General features: G+C 66.2%; 13 protein-coding genes and 1 pseudogene. 10 read left to right on the plus strand and 4 right to left on the minus strand.

Annotation, left to right across the window (positions count from 1 at the left end; all coding sequences use genetic code 11):
• Positions 1–72 precede the first annotated feature (72 nt).
• Positions 73–216: a hypothetical protein gene (locus tag G3N96_RS11235; protein ID WP_006479318.1), complete on the plus strand. Its 144-nt coding sequence runs from the start codon at positions 73–75 to the stop codon at positions 214–216.
• A 230-nt stretch (positions 217–446) separates the two neighbouring features.
• Complete coding sequence (gene galU, locus G3N96_RS11240) at positions 447–1,334, plus strand: UTP--glucose-1-phosphate uridylyltransferase GalU (protein ID WP_011355704.1); 888 nt, start codon at positions 447–449, stop codon at positions 1,332–1,334.
• 394 nt (positions 1,335–1,728) lie between these two features.
• Here galU and G3N96_RS11245 read toward each other — a convergent pair whose 3' ends face one another.
• On the minus strand, positions 1,729–2,847 hold the full coding sequence (locus tag G3N96_RS11245) for an acyltransferase (RefSeq protein WP_206137252.1): 1,119 nt from the start codon (positions 2,845–2,847) through the stop codon (positions 1,729–1,731).
• Positions 2,848–3,104: 257 nt separating this feature from the next.
• On the opposite strand from G3N96_RS11245, the gene G3N96_RS11250 reads away from it, so the two are divergent.
• Together G3N96_RS11250 and G3N96_RS11255 are read left to right on the plus strand one after the other, a co-directional pair.
• A complete protein-coding gene (locus G3N96_RS11250; protein WP_011355701.1) occupies positions 3,105–3,554 on the plus strand; it encodes an HU family DNA-binding protein in 450 nt (149 codons plus the stop codon).
• A gap of 278 nt (positions 3,555–3,832) precedes the next feature.
• Positions 3,833–4,624: pseudogene (locus G3N96_RS11255) on the plus strand (AadA family aminoglycoside 3''-O-nucleotidyltransferase).
• A gap of 152 nt (positions 4,625–4,776) precedes the next feature.
• Here the strand turns inward: G3N96_RS11255 and G3N96_RS11260 are convergent.
• From G3N96_RS11260 to G3N96_RS11270, 3 genes are all read right to left on the minus strand, one after another.
• On the minus strand, positions 4,777–5,250 hold the full coding sequence (locus G3N96_RS11260) for a VOC family protein (protein WP_206137253.1): 474 nt from the start codon (positions 5,248–5,250) through the stop codon (positions 4,777–4,779).
• Positions 5,251–5,637: 387 nt separating this feature from the next.
• Entirely contained in the window at positions 5,638–6,795 is a 1,158-nt protein-coding gene (locus G3N96_RS11265; RefSeq protein WP_089442914.1) for a porin, read from the minus strand.
• Positions 6,796–7,199: 404 nt separating this feature from the next.
• Positions 7,200–8,147, minus strand: coding sequence for a YihY/virulence factor BrkB family protein (locus tag G3N96_RS11270; protein ID WP_124576382.1), 948 nt, complete (start codon positions 8,145–8,147; stop codon positions 7,200–7,202).
• Between the two features lie 142 nt (positions 8,148–8,289).
• Here G3N96_RS11270 and fdnG point away from each other — a divergent pair, with 142 nt between their 5' ends.
• The 6 genes from fdnG (at position 8,290) to selB (ending at position 17,676) form a co-directional block, all read left to right on the plus strand.
• Positions 8,290–11,361: a formate dehydrogenase-N subunit alpha gene (gene fdnG, locus G3N96_RS11275; protein ID WP_206137254.1), complete on the plus strand. Its 3,072-nt coding sequence runs from the start codon at positions 8,290–8,292 to the stop codon at positions 11,359–11,361.
• A gap of 10 nt (positions 11,362–11,371) precedes the next feature.
• The gene (gene fdxH / locus G3N96_RS11280) at positions 11,372–12,286 is read left to right on the plus strand and encodes a formate dehydrogenase subunit beta (RefSeq protein WP_124576384.1); all 915 of its coding nucleotides are present in this window, start codon (positions 11,372–11,374) and stop codon (positions 12,284–12,286) included.
• The gene (locus G3N96_RS11285; RefSeq protein WP_011355693.1) at positions 12,283–12,909 is read left to right on the plus strand and encodes a formate dehydrogenase subunit gamma; all 627 of its coding nucleotides are present in this window, start codon (positions 12,283–12,285) and stop codon (positions 12,907–12,909) included. Before fdxH ends, G3N96_RS11285 begins: the two co-directional genes overlap by 4 nt.
• Before the next feature lie 393 nt (positions 12,910–13,302).
• A complete protein-coding gene (fdhE, locus tag G3N96_RS11290; protein WP_174971920.1) occupies positions 13,303–14,238 on the plus strand; it encodes a formate dehydrogenase accessory protein FdhE in 936 nt (311 codons plus the stop codon).
• A gap of 76 nt (positions 14,239–14,314) precedes the next feature.
• The gene (selA, locus tag G3N96_RS11295) at positions 14,315–15,754 is read left to right on the plus strand and encodes an L-seryl-tRNA(Sec) selenium transferase (protein WP_124576386.1); all 1,440 of its coding nucleotides are present in this window, start codon (positions 14,315–14,317) and stop codon (positions 15,752–15,754) included.
• Positions 15,751–17,676, plus strand: a complete 1,926-nt coding sequence (gene selB, locus G3N96_RS11300; protein WP_206137255.1) for a selenocysteine-specific translation elongation factor — start codon at positions 15,751–15,753, stop codon at positions 17,674–17,676. Before selA ends, selB begins: the two co-directional genes overlap by 4 nt.
• Positions 17,677–17,703: the final 27 nt, after the last annotated feature.

Raw genomic sequence — 17,703 nt, forward strand, 5'->3', positions numbered from 1 at the left:
GGCGGGTCAATTATTTGCCGATTTTTTTCTGATAGTTTGAAGCTCCAGTTGATTGATGCAAGGAGCGGCAAGATGGACATGCATTGGATCGCGAGCGCTGCAGTACTGCTGGTCATGGCCGTGCTGTCGGCGTACCGCGAGGCGCTGAAGAACGAACCGATTCGCCCGGGTCTCGAACGGGGCGGCGTGCCCTATATCGAGGAATTCGAATCGTAAGAATTTGTATCTGGAAAATCGGTAATTTGTTTCTGCCTCGGCACTCGGTCCGGCAATATCGACCGGGTTGAAAGGATTATATTTTTTCCGGAATCATTGGGCAATCAGTCCATATCGATAATGAGCGGAGTCGAATTGGCCGTACCGTCGATTCTCGATATGCCGTTCGGAACACAATCGCGCCGGGTCGCGGGTCGACGCGGCGCAGTCAACGCAATCAGGATGCGAACATGTTGAAAGTCACCAAGGCCGTGTTCCCCGTCGCCGGTCTCGGCACGCGGTTCCTCCCGGCAACGAAGGCGAGCCCGAAGGAAATGTTGCCCGTCGTCGACAAGCCGCTGATCCAGTACGCGGTCGAGGAAGCGATCAACGCAGGTATCACCGAGATGATCTTCGTTACCGGGCGCAGCAAGCGCGCGATCGAGGATCACTTCGACAAGTCCTACGAGATCGAGGCCGAACTCGAGGCGCGCGGCAAGGAAAAGCTGCTCGAACTGGTGCGCGGCATCAAGCCGAGCCACGTGAACTGCTTCTACGTGCGCCAGCCGGAGGCGCTCGGCCTCGGCCACGCGGTGCTGTGCGCGGAGAAGCTGGTGCACGGCGAGCCGTTCGCGGTGATCCTCGCCGACGACCTGCTGCATGGCGAACAGCCGGTGCTGAAGCAGCTCGTCGACGTGTTCGACCACTATCACAGCTCGGTGATCGGGGTCGAGACGATCCCGCGCGAGGACAGCCGTTCGTACGGCGTCGTCGAAGGCCGCGAATGGGAAGAGGACATCATCAAGCTGTCGGGCATCATCGAGAAGCCGGCGCCGGAAGATGCGCCGTCGAATCTCGGCGTGGTCGGACGCTACGTGTTCATGCCGACGATCTTCGATCATCTGCGCAAGCTCAAGCCGGGCGCCGGCGGCGAACTGCAGCTGACCGACGCGGTCCAGTCGCTGCTCGCGAACGAGCAGGTACTCGCGTATCGCTACTTCGGCACGCGCTTCGACTGCGGCAGCAAGATCGGCTATCTCAAGGCCACCGTCGAGCTCGCGCTCCAGCATCCGGAAGTGAGCCGCGAATTCGAGGCCTACCTGCGTACCTGTTTGCCCGCGCTGGCTGCTGTCGCCTAAGCAGTCGCGCGCTCCGTTGTTTCAGGTGGTGGTTGTTCCGTTGGCCCCGGCCGCTCGCGCGCCGGGGCTTTTTTGCGTGCGCGAGTGCGCCAGTGCGCGATCGCCATGCGGGCCGTCGGGGTGCGTGTCGTGGCGGCTCGGCGTCAGGATCGGGGCTGCGTGCGGAGCGGGGCGCGCCGACGAGAACCGACGTCATGGCTGAAACCGGTGCCGCGACGGGCGCCCGGATCACAGGATCGGCGGCTCGATGGCGCGACACGTATCGACGTTCGTGACCGCATCGGTTTTGCCGGCGCCGGTCGACGACGCGACGGCTCGAGCGCTGCGCGTCAGCGCCGGGGTGTGGCGTGAAGCACCGCTGTCCCGCTCAACCGTTGCCGCGTTCGTGCCGTGTTCAACGCGCCGACGTACTCGGCCGTGCGACGAAGTACCGGGCCAGCATCGCGGCGACCGGCTTCTTGAAATCGAGCAGCCGCTTTTCCAGATAGCGCCACGACAGGTGCGCGAGCAGCACGGCGAGTGCGAACTGCAGCAGTTCGGGTAGCGTGTCGCGGACGATTTCAGGGATGGCCACGTGCCCGACGTGCGCCGGCAGCACGCCGAAGCGCGCCGGAATCAGGTTGTGGAACAGGTAGAAGCCGTAGCTGATCGTGCCGAGATAGGCGAGCGGCGCCCAGTCCAGCAATGCGACGACCGGATGCTCGGGTTCGCTGACGATCCACAGCAGCAGCGCGCCGAGCGACGCGGACAGGCCGAGATCCGTGAGCCCCGCGATCGCATCGGGCAGGGGCGTGCAGGCAGGCAGCACGAGGAAGAACACGACGCCGGCCGCGCCGAGCCAGCCGGGCGGAACGCGGCGCACGGCGGCCGTGCCGCGATCGGCGAGCGCCATCGCGCCGACGCCGCCGAGCGCGATCAGCGCGAAATTCCACGGGGAAAACGCATAGATCAGCACCGGCGACGCGTCGCACAGGTAGAGCGCGAGATGCGCGAGCGCGCCCAGTACGATGGCCCCGATGCCGAGCGCGACGTGTCGCGCGGCGGGCACCGCGAGCAGCGCGAGCGGCGCGATCAGATAGAACTGCTGTTCAACCGCGAGGCTCCAGAAGTGCGACGTGGAGCCCGGCCAGCCGTCCTTGACGGCGCCGATCCAGTAATTCGAGAGGAACACCGCGTGCCACGCGAGCCCGAGATTGACGCCGCGCTGGTAGAACAGCGCGTGCGCGATCGCGAGCGCGGCGAGCAGCAGGTAATAGACGGGAAAGATCCGCAGCGCGCGTTTCGCGAGGAACAGCGCGAACGCGTGGCGGCGTGTCATGGTGCCGCGCTCGACCGCCTGGCGGTTGCGATGCAGCTCGCCGACGATCAGGAATCCGCTGATGAGGAAAAACGTCCACACGCCAAGCTTGCCGACGTCGACGGCAAGGACGTGGCCCTTGTGGGACAGGAAAACGAGGATGACGGCGAGGGCTCGCAGGCCGTCGAGTCCTTTGACGTATCTGGCTTCGCGCATGGAGGCATCCGGGCATTGAGCGAGCCCAGTATAGGTGCGCAAATATCGAACGTAATTCGCATTCGGGTGCCTACGTGAAGGCGTTTTTTGATGCTGGAGCGTCGATGAAATCGGTCGCATGCAAAAAAACCTGCGGGAAACCCCGTGAAAACGCATAAAAGTACTGCACGAAGCGTCAAGGCGCTTGTAGAATCCGGCGTTGAAGCGCGCGCGTTGCACGCTTCGTGTATCCAACGACCACACCTGGTAGGAGAAACATGGCGACTTCCGCAAAAAAGGTGGCCAAGAAGGCTGCCGCACCGGCCACCAAGAAAGTGGCTGCCAAAAAGGCTGCGCCCGCGAAGAAAGTAGTGGCCAAGAAGGTTGTCGCGAAGGCGGCACCGGCTGCTCCGACGCCGCTGAAGGACAAGTTCACGAAGGCATCGCTCGCAACGCACATCGCTGAGCGCGCAGCTGTCGAAGTGAAGGCTGTCAAGGCAGTGCTCGTCGCACTCGAGAACGTCGTGCTGGGCTCGGTCCACAAGAAGGGCGCGGGCGAGTTCACGCTGCCGGGTCTGCTGAAGATCACGGCGCAAGTCGTGCCGGCGAAGAAGAAGCGCTTCGGCAAGGATCCGTTCACGGGCGAAGAGCGTTGGTTCCCGGCGAAGCCGGCCAGCGTGCGCGTGAAGGCACGTGCGCTGAAGAAGCTGAAGGACGCGGCAGCGTAATGCTGCGCAGTGGCTGCCGAATGCATGTCGGCGGCCGCTGCGATGTCCGACGATCCCCGCACGCGAAAGCGTGCGGGGATTTTTATTGCGCTGCGCAAATCGCGCGGCAGCGAAATGGCGAAATAGCGGAAGATCCGGTTCGACGCGCGATGCGCGACGGAAGACGCGCCGCGCACGCGCGATGACGAACGGCACTCCTCCGCGCGCTTGCAGCAGATCCGTCGCTGCCTGTCGCGCGCGCGGTGCCGGTTGCGTGCGCATCGCGAGGCACGTGCATCGTGACTGAATGCATTCCCGACGAAATCGCAGCCCAGGTCACCGCCGCGTGCGACACGATCGAGCGGCATCTCGGCGCGACGCTCACGGCACTCCACCTGTTCGGATCGGCGCTCGACGGCGGACTGAAGCCGCGCAGTGACATCGACCTGCTGGTGACGGTGTCGGCCCGGCCGGACGAATCGACGCGGCACGCGCTGATGCTCGACCTGCTGGCCGTGTCGGCGCCGCCCGGTCGCGCCGGCGGCATGCGCGCGCTGGAAGCGACCGTCGTCGCGCACGATGCGGTCGTGCCGTGGCGTCATCCGGCGCGTCGCGAACTGCAGTTCGGCGAGTGGCTGCGCCACGACCTCGCGGCCGGCATCGTCGAACCGGCGCGCGTCGATCACGATCTGGCGATCTTGTTGACGAAGGTGCGGCAGCATAGTGTCGTGCTGGTTGGCGCGCCGGCGGCGGCGCTTTTCGAGCCAGTGCCCGCACGGGATTTTGTCGCCGCGCTGCGGGCGACGGTTGCGCAGTGGAATGCCGAACCGGACTGGCGCGGCGACGAGTGCAATGTGGTGCTCGCGCTCGCGCGCATCTGATACAGCGCCGCGACCGGCAGGATCGCGCCGAAGGACGTCGCGGCGACATGGGTACTGGAACGCTTGCCGCAAGCCTGGCGGCCGGTTGTCGCGGCGGCGCGTGCCGCCTATCTCGGCGGCGAGGAGGGCGCGGCGATCCTGTCGGGCGAACCCCTTGCCGCATTCATCGGCTACGCGCGGCGAACGGTCGAATCGATGCTGTCGACGTAGCGGCGGATGCCGCGCGCGTGACCGGCTTGGGGGGCGACGCCGAGGAAGATCATCGGTACTGGCGCGGCAGTCGCACGCGCATGCGAGCGAGCCGGACACCTGTCGGCGACCCGGCGCGTCATCGCGCACGCGCTGTGCGACGTGCTGCGTCGTCAGCCCGCCGTGCCGGCGAAGGCAGCTTTCAGCGCGGCGTCGTCGAGCTTGACCATCTGCATCATCGCGGCGGCCACGCGCGTGGCCTTGACCGTGTCCCGGTCGGACACCATCGGGATCAGCGTTTCCGGTACGATCTGCCACGACACGCCGTAGCGGTCTCTCAGCCAGCCGCAGGCGTCGGCCGTGCCGCCGTTGTCGAGCAGGGCATGCCAGTAGCGGTCGAGTTCCGCCTGGTCGGCGCAGCTGACCAGCAGCGAAATTGAATGGTTGAACGTATCGGTGCGCGGGTGGCTCATCGCGAAGAACGGTTGCCCGAACAGTTCGAACTCGACCATCCGCGTGCCGTCGGTGCCGGGCACCGTCGTGACGCGCACGACGCGCGAATCCGGAAAGATGCCTGCATAGAAGGCGGCGGCTTCTTCCGCTTCCGCCGCGTACCAGAGGAAAGGCGTGATCTTCTGAATCGTCATGGCGTATCTCCTGTGTGAATGGGGCGATGCGCGAACCGCGTGCCGCCATCGAGACGACGGATGACGATTGCCGAAATCGACACGCGTCGGCACATTGCGATCGCACCGGACGAGCGGCGCCGGCAGTGGGGATGGTAGTCGCTCGGCGGACGGATGACGACCGGCGCGGCGCTTCGCAAACGGTGTTCCCGGCGCTTGGCAGCCGCCAGGCGCCGCTGCTGGCCGGCGGGCGTGGGTCGAGGCCCGGGTTCTGGTCGCCGGCCCGTGCGGGCGCCGCGGGCACGCGGGAGGCGGACGAAAAAAAGCCAGCCGCGGCCGAAACCGGGGCTGGCTTTCCAGGTCGGCGGCAAGGCGTCGGAGACGCCATGCACGCCGGAAACGTACTTCTTAGAACTTGTGACGCAGGCCGAGCGCGACGATTTCCTGCGAGCTCTTGCCGGCGATGCCGTACGAGCCGACCGACGCTTGCGCATCGCTGCCGTCGGCGTTCTTGCCGCTTGCGTGCTGATATGCGCCAACCAGGTAGACGTCGGTACGCTTCGACAGCGAGTAGTCGGCGCCGAGCGAAACCTGATGGTACTTGGCGTCGGTCTGGCCGCTGCCCTTCGTGTAGATGTAGCCGAGGCCGAGCAGCAGCGGAGCCGATGCCTGGTACGTGACGAATGCGCGACCCGTGTTGTACTTCTGGTTCGTGCCGAACGCCGAATTCGCATCCGCCTTGTACTGCGCGTTGCTGTAGCCGAGGCCGAACGTCACCGGGCCGAATGCGTACTGGCCGGCCACTTGTGCGATACCGATCGACGACGACGACGTGTATGCGTTGTTGATGAACGCGCCCGAACCGTCGAAGATCGCGTCCGACGTGCCGGCCCAGCCGGTGCGCACGCCTGCAGCGCTCAGCGGAGCCGAGTTGTTGGCGTGGAAGTAACCGGCAGCCAGGCCGAGCGGGCCGTTGTTGTAGGCTGCAGCTGCGGCCCACGTCTGGCCCTTGCCCGTTGCGCCGGCGACACCGCCGAGTGCGTACATGCCTTCGAACTGGAGGCCGCCCCAGACCGGCGACGTGTACTTGATCGCGTTGCTGACGCGCAGGCTGTTGTCGTTGTTGTCGACGTCGCCCGGCGTAGCGAACACGCTGCCGAAGTAGTTGTCAGCCGTGACTGCCTGGACCAGGTCGACCAGCGGGTCGTACTGGCGGCCGAGCGTCAGCGTACCGTACTGGTCGCTTTGCAGGCCGACGAAAGCCTGGCGACCGAACATGCGGCCACCCTGGCCCAGTGCACCCGATGCCGAGTTGAAGCCGTTTTCCAACTGGAAGATCGCCTTCAGGCCGCCACCGAGGTCTTCCGAACCCTTCAGGCCGAAGCGGCTGCCTTGCAGGTTGCCGCTACCCATCGACCACGAATTGTTACCTTGACCGTCGTTACCGTGAACATAGGTGATCGACGTATCGATCACGCCGTACAGCGTCACGCTCGATTGAGCATGAGCAGCGCCAGCGGCGCCCAGCAGGGCGAGCGAGAGGGTCGAGAGAGCAAGTTTCTTCATCGTTGAATATCTCCACGCAAGTGATTCATCGTTATTTGTTGCGGATTGGAGAATAGCTCAGTGCCATCGACGCAAGAAAGCTTAAAAAATAAAGTGTCTCGAAAAGGTAACAGCGAGAAAAAGTCCATATATATCAAGTACATCAACGACTATTTCTGTTTTTGAAAAAGTTGACAGTTGCTGCGATGCGATTGTTTCGCCAGTTGATGCGCATCGCGGCAGGAAGCCCGTTTCGGCCCGTTCGCGCACGGAAACCGAAGCATGCAAACGTTTGCGGTTGCGGCAACGAATGCGCGGGCATGCAAAGAACGTGTCAACGCCGCGCGAATGCGCGGCGGGCAGCGTGGTTGCAAAGCGGCGGCCGGGTGTGCGGGGGCGTGCGGCGGCGTGGTGAAAGCGGTGGGTCAGTCGTCGCGCGTGCCGTCGGTGGATCGATCGATGGGGCGATCGGCTTGAGCAGTAACGGCCGGTGTGGTGGTCGCGGCGGGCCGATGCGCGTTGCCGCGGGCGGCCGCGAATTCCGCGCCGAGCAGCAGCACGATCGCGGAGAAGTACAGCCACATCAGCAGGACCGCGAACGATCCCGCTGCGCCGAATGCGCTTGCGGTGCCGGCATGCGCGAGGTACAGCGCGAACAGCTTCTTGCCGCCCGAGAACAGGATCGCGGACACGATGCCGCCGATCGCGGCGTCGCGCCATGCGACGCGCGCATCGGGCAGGAACTTCATCAGCGCCGCGAACGCGCCCGCGAGCACCGCGATCCCGACGAAGAACTGCACGAGGTTCGTGACGATCACGTACGGCGAATTGCCCAGCAGCCAGGTGCCGACGAACGTGATCGCGGTGTCGAGCACGAGCGACACGATCAGCAGGAACGCGACGCCGAGCACGAGCCCGAACGAGATCAGCCGCACGCGCACGAGCCCGAGCATGCTCGACCAGCGGTTCTCGGTGGCCGGCCAGATCACGCTGAGCGCGGCGCTGAGCGACGCGAAGGTGGCCGACGCGCCGATCGCAAGCGCGGCGAACGAGATCAGGGTGGCCAGGCCGCCGCGCTCGCCCGCGCGGTGCGCATTCTGCACGATCGTCTGGATGCTGGCCGCCGCGTCGTCGCCGATCAGCTGGTGCGCCTGTTCGAACACCTGGCCGCGCGCGGCATCGTCGCCGTAGAACCAGCCGGCCACGGCAATCACCATCACGAGCATCGGCGCGAGCGAGAACGCGGAGAAAAAGGCGATGCCCGCGGCCATCGCGGAGCAGCGGTCGGACGAGAAGCGCTTGAACGCGGTGAGGGCCCAGTTGGCCTGTTCTTGCGCGAGACGGGTGGCTTCGGAGGTGATCTGTCGTTTCATGACGGTTCGGTGGCGCGGGGAACGCGGATCATCGTTGGTAATCAGACAATTCAGTATTGATCCGAGGATTCGAACATAGTTGCGCGAACTGTCTATAATTCCTTTCAGTTTCCTCACCCCCACAATAACGCCGAGACCAGCCATGCTACAAATGTCCCGGCGCCAGTTCCTGAAGGTGACGGCTACGTCGCTTGCCGGATCGAGTCTAGCCCTGATGGGCTTCTCTCCGTCCGAAGCGCTTGCCGAAGTCCGACAGTACAAGCTGGCGCGCACCGTCGAAACGCGCAACACCTGTCCTTACTGTTCAGTGGGTTGCGGCATCCTGATGTACAGCCTCGGAGACGGCGCGAAAAACGCCCAGCCGAGCATCATCCACATCGAAGGCGATCCCGACCATCCCGTCAATCGCGGCACGCTGTGCCCGAAGGGCGCGAGCCTGATCGACTTCATCCACAGCCCGAACCGCCTGACGCACCCCGAGTATCGGGCGCCCGGCTCGGACAAGTGGGAACCGATTTCGTGGAATGACGCGCTCGACCGCATCGCGAAGCTGATGAAGGCCGACCGCGACGCGAACTTCGTCGAGACGGCGGAAGACGGCTCCAAGGTCAACCGCTGGCTGACCACGGGCATGCTCGCCGCGTCGGCAGGCAGCAACGAGGTCGGTTACCTGACGCACAAGACCATCCGCAGTCTCGGGATGCTCGCATTCGACAATCAGGCGCGTGTCTGACATGGCCCGACGGTGGCAGGTCTTGCCCCGACGTTTGGCCGTGGAGCGATGACGAACCATTGGGTCGACATCAAGAACGCGGACGTGATTCTCGTGATGGGCGGCAATGCAGCCGAGGCCCATCCGTGCGGTTTCAAGTGGGTAACGGAGGCGAAGGCGCACCGCAAGGCGCGGCTGATCGTCGTCGACCCGCGCTTTACGCGTACGGCCTCGGTGGCCGACTACTACGCGCCGATCCGCACCGGCACCGACATCGTCTTCCTGGGCGGCGTCATCAACTATCTGCTGACGAACGACAAGATCCAGCATGAGTACGTGAAGAACTACACGGACTTCTCGTTCATCGTGCGCGAGGATTTCGCGTTCAACGACGGCATCTATTCCGGCTATGACGCGGAGAAGCACGCGTACCCGGACAAATCGAGCTGGGACTACGAGCGCGGCGACGACGGCTTCGTGAAGGTCGACCCGACGCTGCAGCATCCGCGTTGCGTGTACAACCTGCTGAAGCAGCACTACGCGCGCTATACGCCGGACATGGTCCAGCAGACGTGCGGCACGCCGAAGGAGAAATTCCTGAAGGTGTGCGAGATGCTCGCGACCACGGCCGTTCCCGGCCGCGCCGGCACGGTGCTGTACGCGCTCGGCTGGACCCACCACTCGATCGGCGCGCAGATCATCCGCACCGGCGCGATGGTGCAGTTGCTGCTCGGCAACATCGGCATCGCCGGCGGCGGGATGAACGCGCTGCGCGGCCACTCGAACATCCAGGGGTTGACCGACCTCGGGCTGATGTCGAACCTGCTGCCGGGCTACATGACGCTGCCGACGCAGGCCGAGCAGGATTTCGACGGCTACATCAAGAAGCGCGTGCAGCTGCCGCTGCGGCCGAACCAGTTGAGCTACTGGAAGAACTACAAGGCCTTCCACGTGAGCTTCATGAAGTCCTGGTGGGGCGATGCGGCGACCGCCGAGAACAACTGGGGCTACGACTACCTGCCGAAGCTGGACAAGCAGTACGACCTGCTGCAGGTGATCGAGCTGATGAATGCCGGCAAGATGAACGGCTACATCTGCCAGGGCTTCAACCCGCTGGCGGCGTCGCCGTCGAAGGTGAAGACGGCGGCCGGGCTCGCGAAGCTGAAGTGGCTCGTGATCATGGACCCGCTCGCGACCGAAACCTCCGAGTTCTGGAAGCATCACGGCGACTACAACGACGTCGATTCGTCGAAGATCCAGACCGAGGTGTTCCGTCTGCCGACCACGTGCTTCGCGGAGGAAAACGGTTCGCTCGTGAGTTCGAGCCGCGTGCTGCAATGGCACTGGAAGGGCGCGGAGCCGCCGGGCGAGGCGAAGAGCGACCTCGAGATCATGTCGGGGTTGTTCCTGCGCATGCGCAAGATGTACCAGACGGACGGCGGCAAGTATCCGGATCCGATCGTCAACCTGACGTGGCCGTACGCGAACCCGGAAAGCCCGACGCCCGAAGAGCTGGCAATGGAGTTCAACGGCAAGGCGCTCGCCGATCTGCCCGATCCGAAGGATCCGGCCAAGACGCTCGTGAAGAAGGGCGAGCAGCTGGCCGCGTTCGCGCAGTTGAAGGACGACGGCACGACCGCGAGCGGCTGCTGGATCTTCTGCGGTGCCTGGACGCAGGCCGGCAACCAGATGGGGCGGCGCGACAACGCCGACCCGACCGGCATCGGCCAGACGCTGAACTGGGCGTGGGCCTGGCCGGCGAACCGGCGGATCCTGTACAACCGCGCGTCGTGCGACGTTGCCGGCAAGCCGTTCGACCCGACCCGCAAGCTGATCGGCTGGAACGGCAGCGCGTGGAAGGGGGCCGACATTCCCGACTTCAAGGCGGACGAACCGCCCGAAAACGGGATGGGGCCGTTCATCATGAACCCGGAAGGTGTCGCACGCTTCTTCGCCCGGGCCGGGATGAACGAAGGTCCGTTCCCCGAGCACTACGAGCCGTTCGAGACGCCGCTCGACGCGAACCCGCTGCACCCGAACAACCCGCAGGCGCTGAACAATCCGGCCGCCCGCGTGTTCCCGGACGACCGCGCGTCGTTCGGCAAGGTGGCGGAGTTCCCGCACGTGGCGACGACGTACCGGCTCACCGAGCATTTCCACTACTGGACCAAGCATGCGCGGCTGAACTCGATCATCCAGCCCGAGCAATTCGTCGAGATCGGCGAAGACCTCGCGAAGGAAGTCGGCGTCGCGCATGGCGAGCGCGTGAAGGTGTCGTCCAAGCGCGGCTACATCATCGCGGTCGCCCTCGTCACGAAGCGGATCAAGCCGCTGACGGTCGACGGCAAGAAGGTCCAGACGGTCGGCGTCCCGTTGCACTGGGGCTTCAAGGGTCTGACGAAGCCCGGATATCTCGCCAATACCCTGACTCCGTCCGTGGGTGACGGCAACTCCTATACACCGGAATTCAAGTCGTTCCTGGTGAAGGTCGAAAAGGCGTAAGGGGAAAGAGATGGCATTGCAATCGCTGGATATCAAGCGCGTCTCGGCCACCACGACGCCACCGCCCACGGTGCGCGAACCGGTGACCGGGAGTGTCGCGAAGCTGATCGACGTATCGAAGTGCATCGGCTGCAAGGCATGCCAGACGGCATGCATGGAGTGGAACGACCTGCGTGACGAGGTCGGCACCAACGTCGGCGTGTACGACAACCCGGCCGACCTGACCGAGCATTCGTGGACGGTCATGCGGTTCTCCGAATACGAGAACCCGGCCGGTGACCTCGAGTGGCTGATCCGCAAGGACGGCTGCATGCACTGCGAGGATCCGGGCTGCCTGAAGGCGTGTCCGTCGCCGGGCGCGATCGTGCAGTACAACAACGGGATCGTCGATTTCCACGAGGAGAACTGCATCGGTTGCGGCTATTGCGTGACCGGCTGCCCGTTCAACGTTCCGCGGATCTCGAAGAAGGATCATCGCGCATACAAGTGCACGCTCTGTTCCGACCGTGTCGCGGTCGGCCAGGAACCGGCCTGCGTGAAGACCTGCCCGACGGGCGCGATCGTGTTCGGTACCAAGGAGGACATGAAGCAGCACGCGGCCGAGCGGATCGAGGACCTGAAGGAGCGCGGCTTCGAGCATGCGGGGCTGTACGACCCGCAGGGCGTCGGCGGCACGCACGTGATGTACGTGCTGCACCACGCGGACAAGCCGTCGCTGTACCACGGGCTGCCCGACAATCCGTCGATCAGCCCGATGGTGAAGCTGTGGAAGGGCATCGCGAAGCCGCTCGCGGTGGCCGGCATCGCGCTGACCGCGCTTGCCGGGTTCTTCCACTATGTCCGGGTCGGTCCGAACGAGGTGAGCGACGACGAGGAACAGGCCGCGCGCGACGAGGCGCGACGCATCAAGGAGGACGCGAAATGAACCACGACGACCCCAACCTGATCGTCCGCTACTCGGCGAACGAGCGCACGAACCACTGGATCACCGCGATCACGTTCGTGCTGCTCGCGCTGTCCGGGCTCGCGCTGTTTCATCCGTCGATGTTCTGGCTGACCGCGCTGTTCGGCGGCGGCCAGTGGACGCGGATCCTGCATCCGTTCGTCGGCCTCGTGATGTTCGTGTCGTTCGCGATCCTGGTGGTGCGCTTCTGGCACCACAACGCGCTCGACGCGGACGATCGCCAGTGGCTCAAGCAGATCGGCGACGTGCTGACCAACCAGGAAGACAAGCTGCCGCCGGTCGGGCGCTATAACGCCGGGCAGAAGCTGCTATTCTTTACGTTGGTCGCGTGCCTGCTGCTGCTCCTGCTGTCGGGAGTCGTGATCTGGCGGCGCTACTTCTCGTTCTACTTCCCGATCGGGGTGATCCGCGCGGCCGCAGTCGTGCATGCCGTGGCGGCCTTCGTGCTGATCGCGAGCATCATCGTGCACATTTACGCGGCGTTGTGGGTGAAGGGCTCGATCGGCGCGATGGTGCGCGGCACCGTCACGCTGGGCTGGGCTCGCAAGCATCACCCGAAGTGGTTCCGTGAAAGCGTGAAATAACGCACCGGAGCGGGGCGGCTCGCCGATCGCGGCGGGCCGTTCCGCTCCTTCGCCGGAACCGCCCGAAAGCGCCGATGCGTCGGCGCTTGTTTGGGGTCTGTTTGCGCATGGAACGCGCATGCGAATGCCCGAAATCGCTCGCAGGGCAAGGAGTGAGGAGCGCCGTTTGGCCGAGCCAAACAAGCGACGAGCGACGCCGCCATGTGGGCGATTTCGGGCATTCCCGTGGACTGTATTTTTTAAATTTGGGGTTGCCACGAGACGGGCCGCTCGCTGCGTTGCGCTCCTTGCGAATACGTCAGTATTCGCGGCGTCGCGCGTCTTGCGAGCGGCCCGTCTCGTGGCAACGCATGCGCGTTCCATGCGCAAACAGACCCCTTGGAAGATATATTTGTGACACAACGCATCCTCGAACCGACCGAGATCTCGACCCTCGATCATTCGGCCATCCCGCGCTTTCGTCTGCCGGAGCGCGCCACCGCGTTCTCGGCGCGCGCCGCGCGGCTGCGCAAGCTGGCCGACCTGAACCCGATCAGCGGCTACCTGCGGCTGATGGCCACCGTCGCCGATGCGCAGCACGCGACGCTGCAAACGCTCGAACTGCCGCTGCCGTCGAAGGAAGCGATCGCGCGTGCGCAGGAGCATTCGATGCCGCTCGTGCCGGCGCTCGACGGCGAGCGCGATCCGCGCTGGCGCGCGGTGCTGTACGAACTGCTCGACCGCGTCGAAGGCGCCGGGCTCGTCAACCCGCAGCTCGCGAAGCTGCTCGACCGGCTGCGCCTGATGGCGCCCGCCGAACTCGACGCGCAAGCCGACGCGATCCTCGCGCTGCGTTTCGCCGAAGTCGACCCGGCTATCGCGCCGTTCCTGATGGCCGCGCTGCAGGTCGTGTGGACGGACCTCGCCAGCCGCGTTCCGCCGGCCGACGTCCCGTATCTCGACCAGCCGGGGCTGTGCCCCGTGTGCGGCACGCATCCGGTCGCGAGCGTCGTGCGGGTCGGCGGCCAGTACCAGGGCTACCGTTTCCTGCAATGCGGGCTGTGCACGACCGAGTGGCACATGGTGCGCACGAAGTGCTCGCACTGCGATTCGACGAAAGGCATCGCGTATCACGGGATCGAGGGCGGCAGCGAAGCCGTCAAGGCCGAATCGTGCGACGAGTGCAAGACCTATCGCAAGATCGGCTATCAGGACAAGGACTACGAGTTCGAGCCGCTGGCGGATGATCTCGCGAGTCTCACGCTCGACCTGCTGATGAACGAAGCCGGCTACCAGCGCAGTTCACCGAACCCGCTGCTGTGGCCGGATGTCTCGCGGGACGCGAATTGACGGCACGGGCCGGGGGGGCGGTGCGCGCGCACCGGCGCCGGCCCGCTGCGAAGCATGAGACTGGAGCCACAACGACGTGACCGAACCGGGTGTGAATGAACTGAATGCGGTACTGGCGCGCGTGCCGTCCGTCGAGCGCGTGCTGTCGTCGGCGCCGCTGCAACCGCTCATCGCGGACTACGGCCGCACGCGCGTGCTGAACGCCGTGCGTGCCGAGCTCGAACGCTGGCGTACCGCCGCGCAACACGATCCGGCGGCGGCCGAGCCGCTCGACGAGCCGCGCATCGCCGCGGCCGTCGCGCATACGCTGGCCGCGCAGAGCGCGGGCGCGGTGCGCGCCGTGTTCAACCTGACCGGCACCGTGCTGCACACGAACCTCGGGCGCGCACTGTTGCCCGACGACGCGGTGCGCGCGGTGGTCGACGCGCTCACGCGCCCCGTCAACCTCGAATTCGACCTCGCCACGGGCCGCCGCGGCGATCGCGACGACCTGATCGACGATCTGCTGTGCGAACTGACGGGCGCGGAAGCCGCGACCGTCGTCAACAACAACGCGGCGGCCGTGCTGCTGGCGCTGTCGGCGCTGGCGACGAAGCGGGAAGTCGTCGTGTCGCGCGGCGAGCTGGTCGAGATTGGCGGCGCATTCCGGATTCCCGACATCATGAGCCGCGCGGGCGCCCGGCTGCGCGAGGTCGGCACGACCAACCGCACCCATCTGCGCGACTACGCGGAAGCCATCGGCCCGCGTACCGCGCTGCTGATGAAGGTGCATTGCAGCAACTACGCGATCAGCGGCTTCACGAAGGAGGCGACGCTCGCCGAACTCGCACCGCTCGCGCGCGAGCACGGACTGCCGGTTGCCGTCGATCTCGGCAGCGGCACGCTCGCCGACCTGTCGCAATGGGGCCTGCCGCACGAGACGACCGTGCAGGAAACCGTTGCCGCCGGCGCAAACGTTGTCACGTTCAGCGGCGACAAGCTGCTCGGTGGCCCGCAGGCCGGCCTGATCGTCGGCGATCGCGCGCTGATCGCGAAGATCAAGAAACATCCGCTCAAGCGCGCGTTGCGCGTCGGCAAGCTGACGCTCGCGGCGCTCGAGCCGGTGCTGCGCCTCTACCAGTCCCCCGAGTTCTTGCGCGACCGGCTCACCACGCTGCGGCTGCTGACGCGCCCGCAGCGCGAGATCGCCGAGGCCGCCGAGCGCGTGCGTCCGGCGCTGCAGGGTGCGCTCGGCAGCGGATTCGACGTGACGATCGAGCCGATGTTCAGCCAGATCGGCAGCGGCGCGCTGCCGGTCGACCAGTTGCCAAGCGCCGGGCTCGTCGTGCGCACGGCGGACGGCAAGCGCGGCGGCCGTGCACTGGCGCAGCTCGAGAAACGGCTGCGCGAATGGCCGCGCCCGGTGATCGGCCGCGTCGCCGACAATGCACTGCGGCTCGACCTGCGCTGCCTCGAAGCCGCCGACGAGGCGGTGTTCGTCGCGCAATGCGTGCCGCTCGCGGGGCCTGCTGCATGATCGTCGGTACCGCCGGACACATCGACCACGGCAAGACGACGCTGGTGCGCGCGCTGACGGGCGTCGATACCGATCGCCTGAAGGAAGAGAAGGCGCGCGGCATCTCGATCGAGCTCGGTTACGCGTATACGCCGCTCGACAACGGCGACGTGCTCGGCCTGATCGACGTGCCGGGCCACGAGAAGCTGATTCATACGATGGCGGCCGGCGCATGCGGGATCGACTTCGCGCTGCTCGTGATTGCCGCCGACGACGGCGTGATGCCGCAGACGCGCGAGCATCTCGCGATCCTGCAATTGCTCGGCGTCACGCATGGCGCCGTCGCGCTGACGAAGTGCGATCGTGTCGACGCCATGCGCGTGGCCGAGGTACGCGACGAGATCGCGACGTGGCTGCACGACTCGACGCTGGCCGGCGTGCAGATCTTCGAAACGCGTGCGACAGCCGCGGACGATCCCGGCGTCGCCGCGTTGAAGCGTTACCTGGCCGACGCGGCGATCGCGTGGCGCGCCCGCCGCGACGACGGGCTGTTCCGGCTCGCGGTCGATCGCGTGTTTACGCTCGCGGGGCAGGGTACCGTCGTAACCGGCACCGCGTTCGCGGGCCGCGTCACGACCGGCGACACGCTCGCGATCGTGCGCACGGGCGGCGCGGCTCGCGTGCGCAGCATCCATGCGCAGAACCGGCCGGTCGAGGCTGGCCGCGCGGGCGAGCGTTGCGCGCTGAATCTGGCCGGAGTCGACAAGGCCGAGGTCGAGCGTGGCGATACGGTCGCCGATGCGCGGCTCGTCGCGACCTCGCCGCGCCTCGACGTCGAGCTGACGCTGCTCGCGGATGCGGGGCTCACGCTCACACACTGGGCGCCGCTGCACGTGCATCTCGGCACGCTGCATCGCGTCGCGCATGTCGCGCTGCTCGACGGCGATACGCTCGCGGCCGGCCAGCGGATGCGCGTGCAACTGGTATTCGACGAACCGGTGTTTGCGCTGCCGGGCGACCGGTTCATCGTCCGCAATCCGCAGGCGACGCGCACGGTCGGCGGCGGCCGCGTGCTCGATCCGTTCGGGCCGGCGCGCAAGCGTCGTACGCCTGCGCGCCGCGCATGGCTCGACGCGCTGGCCGAATGGCTCGACGCAGGCCGCCTCGATGCGCTGCTCGCGCAGGCGCCGCTCGGCATTCCGCGCGCGATGCTCACGCATCTGACGGGTTTCGCGCCGAATGCGCTGGTGTTGCCGGAAGACGCGCTGGCAATCGGGCAACGCGACGCCGCGTCGAACGACGGCGCGGTGATTGCCCGGGCGCACTGGCGCGCGTTGCAGACGCGAGCGATCGAGACGCTGCGCGCGTATCACGAGCGCATGCCCGACGAGCAGGGGCTCGACGCCGCGCGGTTGCGGCGGATGGCCGCGCCGCTCGCCGGCGATGCGCTGTGGCGCGCGCTCGTCGATGCGCTGGTGGCCGGCGGCGAAGTCGCGCGAAGCGGGCCGTGGCTGCACCTGCCGTCGCATGCGGTGAGCCTGGAGCCGCGCGAGGAGGCGCTGGCGCAGCAACTGCTGCCGCTGATTCATGCGGGGCGCTTCGATCCGCCGTGGGTGCGCGACCTGGCCCGTGACACGGGCGCGGCCGAGGACGCGGTGCGCGCGTTGCTGCGCAAGCTCGCGCGGCGCGGTGACGTGCACCAGGTCGTGCGCGACCTGTTCTATCACGCGGGTGTGGTGCGCGAGCTGGCGGAACTGGTCGCGCATCTCGCGCCGTCGCGCGAGGGCGGGCTCGATGCCGCGACGTTCCGCGATGCGACGGGGCTCGGCCGCAAGCGCGCGATCCAGATTCTCGAGTTCTTCGACCGGGTTGGGTATACTCGCTTCCACCGCGATCTTCACCTCCTGCGGCCTGACAGCGGTTGGGCGGGTATTCAGGCGTAGGCGCTCGTTGTTCTTTGGGTTCTTTTC

The organism is Burkholderia sp. Se-20373 (genome assembly GCF_017104705.1).
Lineage (GTDB): Bacteria > Pseudomonadota > Gammaproteobacteria > Burkholderiales > Burkholderiaceae > Burkholderia.

Coding starts and splice junctions, on each gene's coding strand:
- G3N96_RS11235 (WP_006479318.1), top strand. CDS start 73: ATGGACATGCATTGGATCGCGAGCGCTGCAGTACTGCTGGTCATGGCC.
- galU (WP_011355704.1), top strand. CDS start 447: ATGTTGAAAGTCACCAAGGCCGTGTTCCCCGTCGCCGGTCTCGGCACG.
- G3N96_RS11245 (WP_206137252.1), bottom strand. CDS start 2,847: ATGCGCGAAGCCAGATACGTCAAAGGACTCGACGGCCTGCGAGCCCTC.
- G3N96_RS11250 (WP_011355701.1), top strand. CDS start 3,105: ATGGCGACTTCCGCAAAAAAGGTGGCCAAGAAGGCTGCCGCACCGGCC.
- G3N96_RS11260 (WP_206137253.1), bottom strand. CDS start 5,250: ATGACGATTCAGAAGATCACGCCTTTCCTCTGGTACGCGGCGGAAGCG.
- G3N96_RS11265 (WP_089442914.1), bottom strand. CDS start 6,795: ATGAAGAAACTTGCTCTCTCGACCCTCTCGCTCGCCCTGCTGGGCGCC.
- G3N96_RS11270 (WP_124576382.1), bottom strand. CDS start 8,147: ATGAAACGACAGATCACCTCCGAAGCCACCCGTCTCGCGCAAGAACAG.
- fdxH (WP_124576384.1), top strand. CDS start 11,372: ATGGCATTGCAATCGCTGGATATCAAGCGCGTCTCGGCCACCACGACG.
- G3N96_RS11285 (WP_011355693.1), top strand. CDS start 12,283: ATGAACCACGACGACCCCAACCTGATCGTCCGCTACTCGGCGAACGAG.
- selB (WP_206137255.1), top strand. CDS start 15,751: ATGATCGTCGGTACCGCCGGACACATCGACCACGGCAAGACGACGCTG.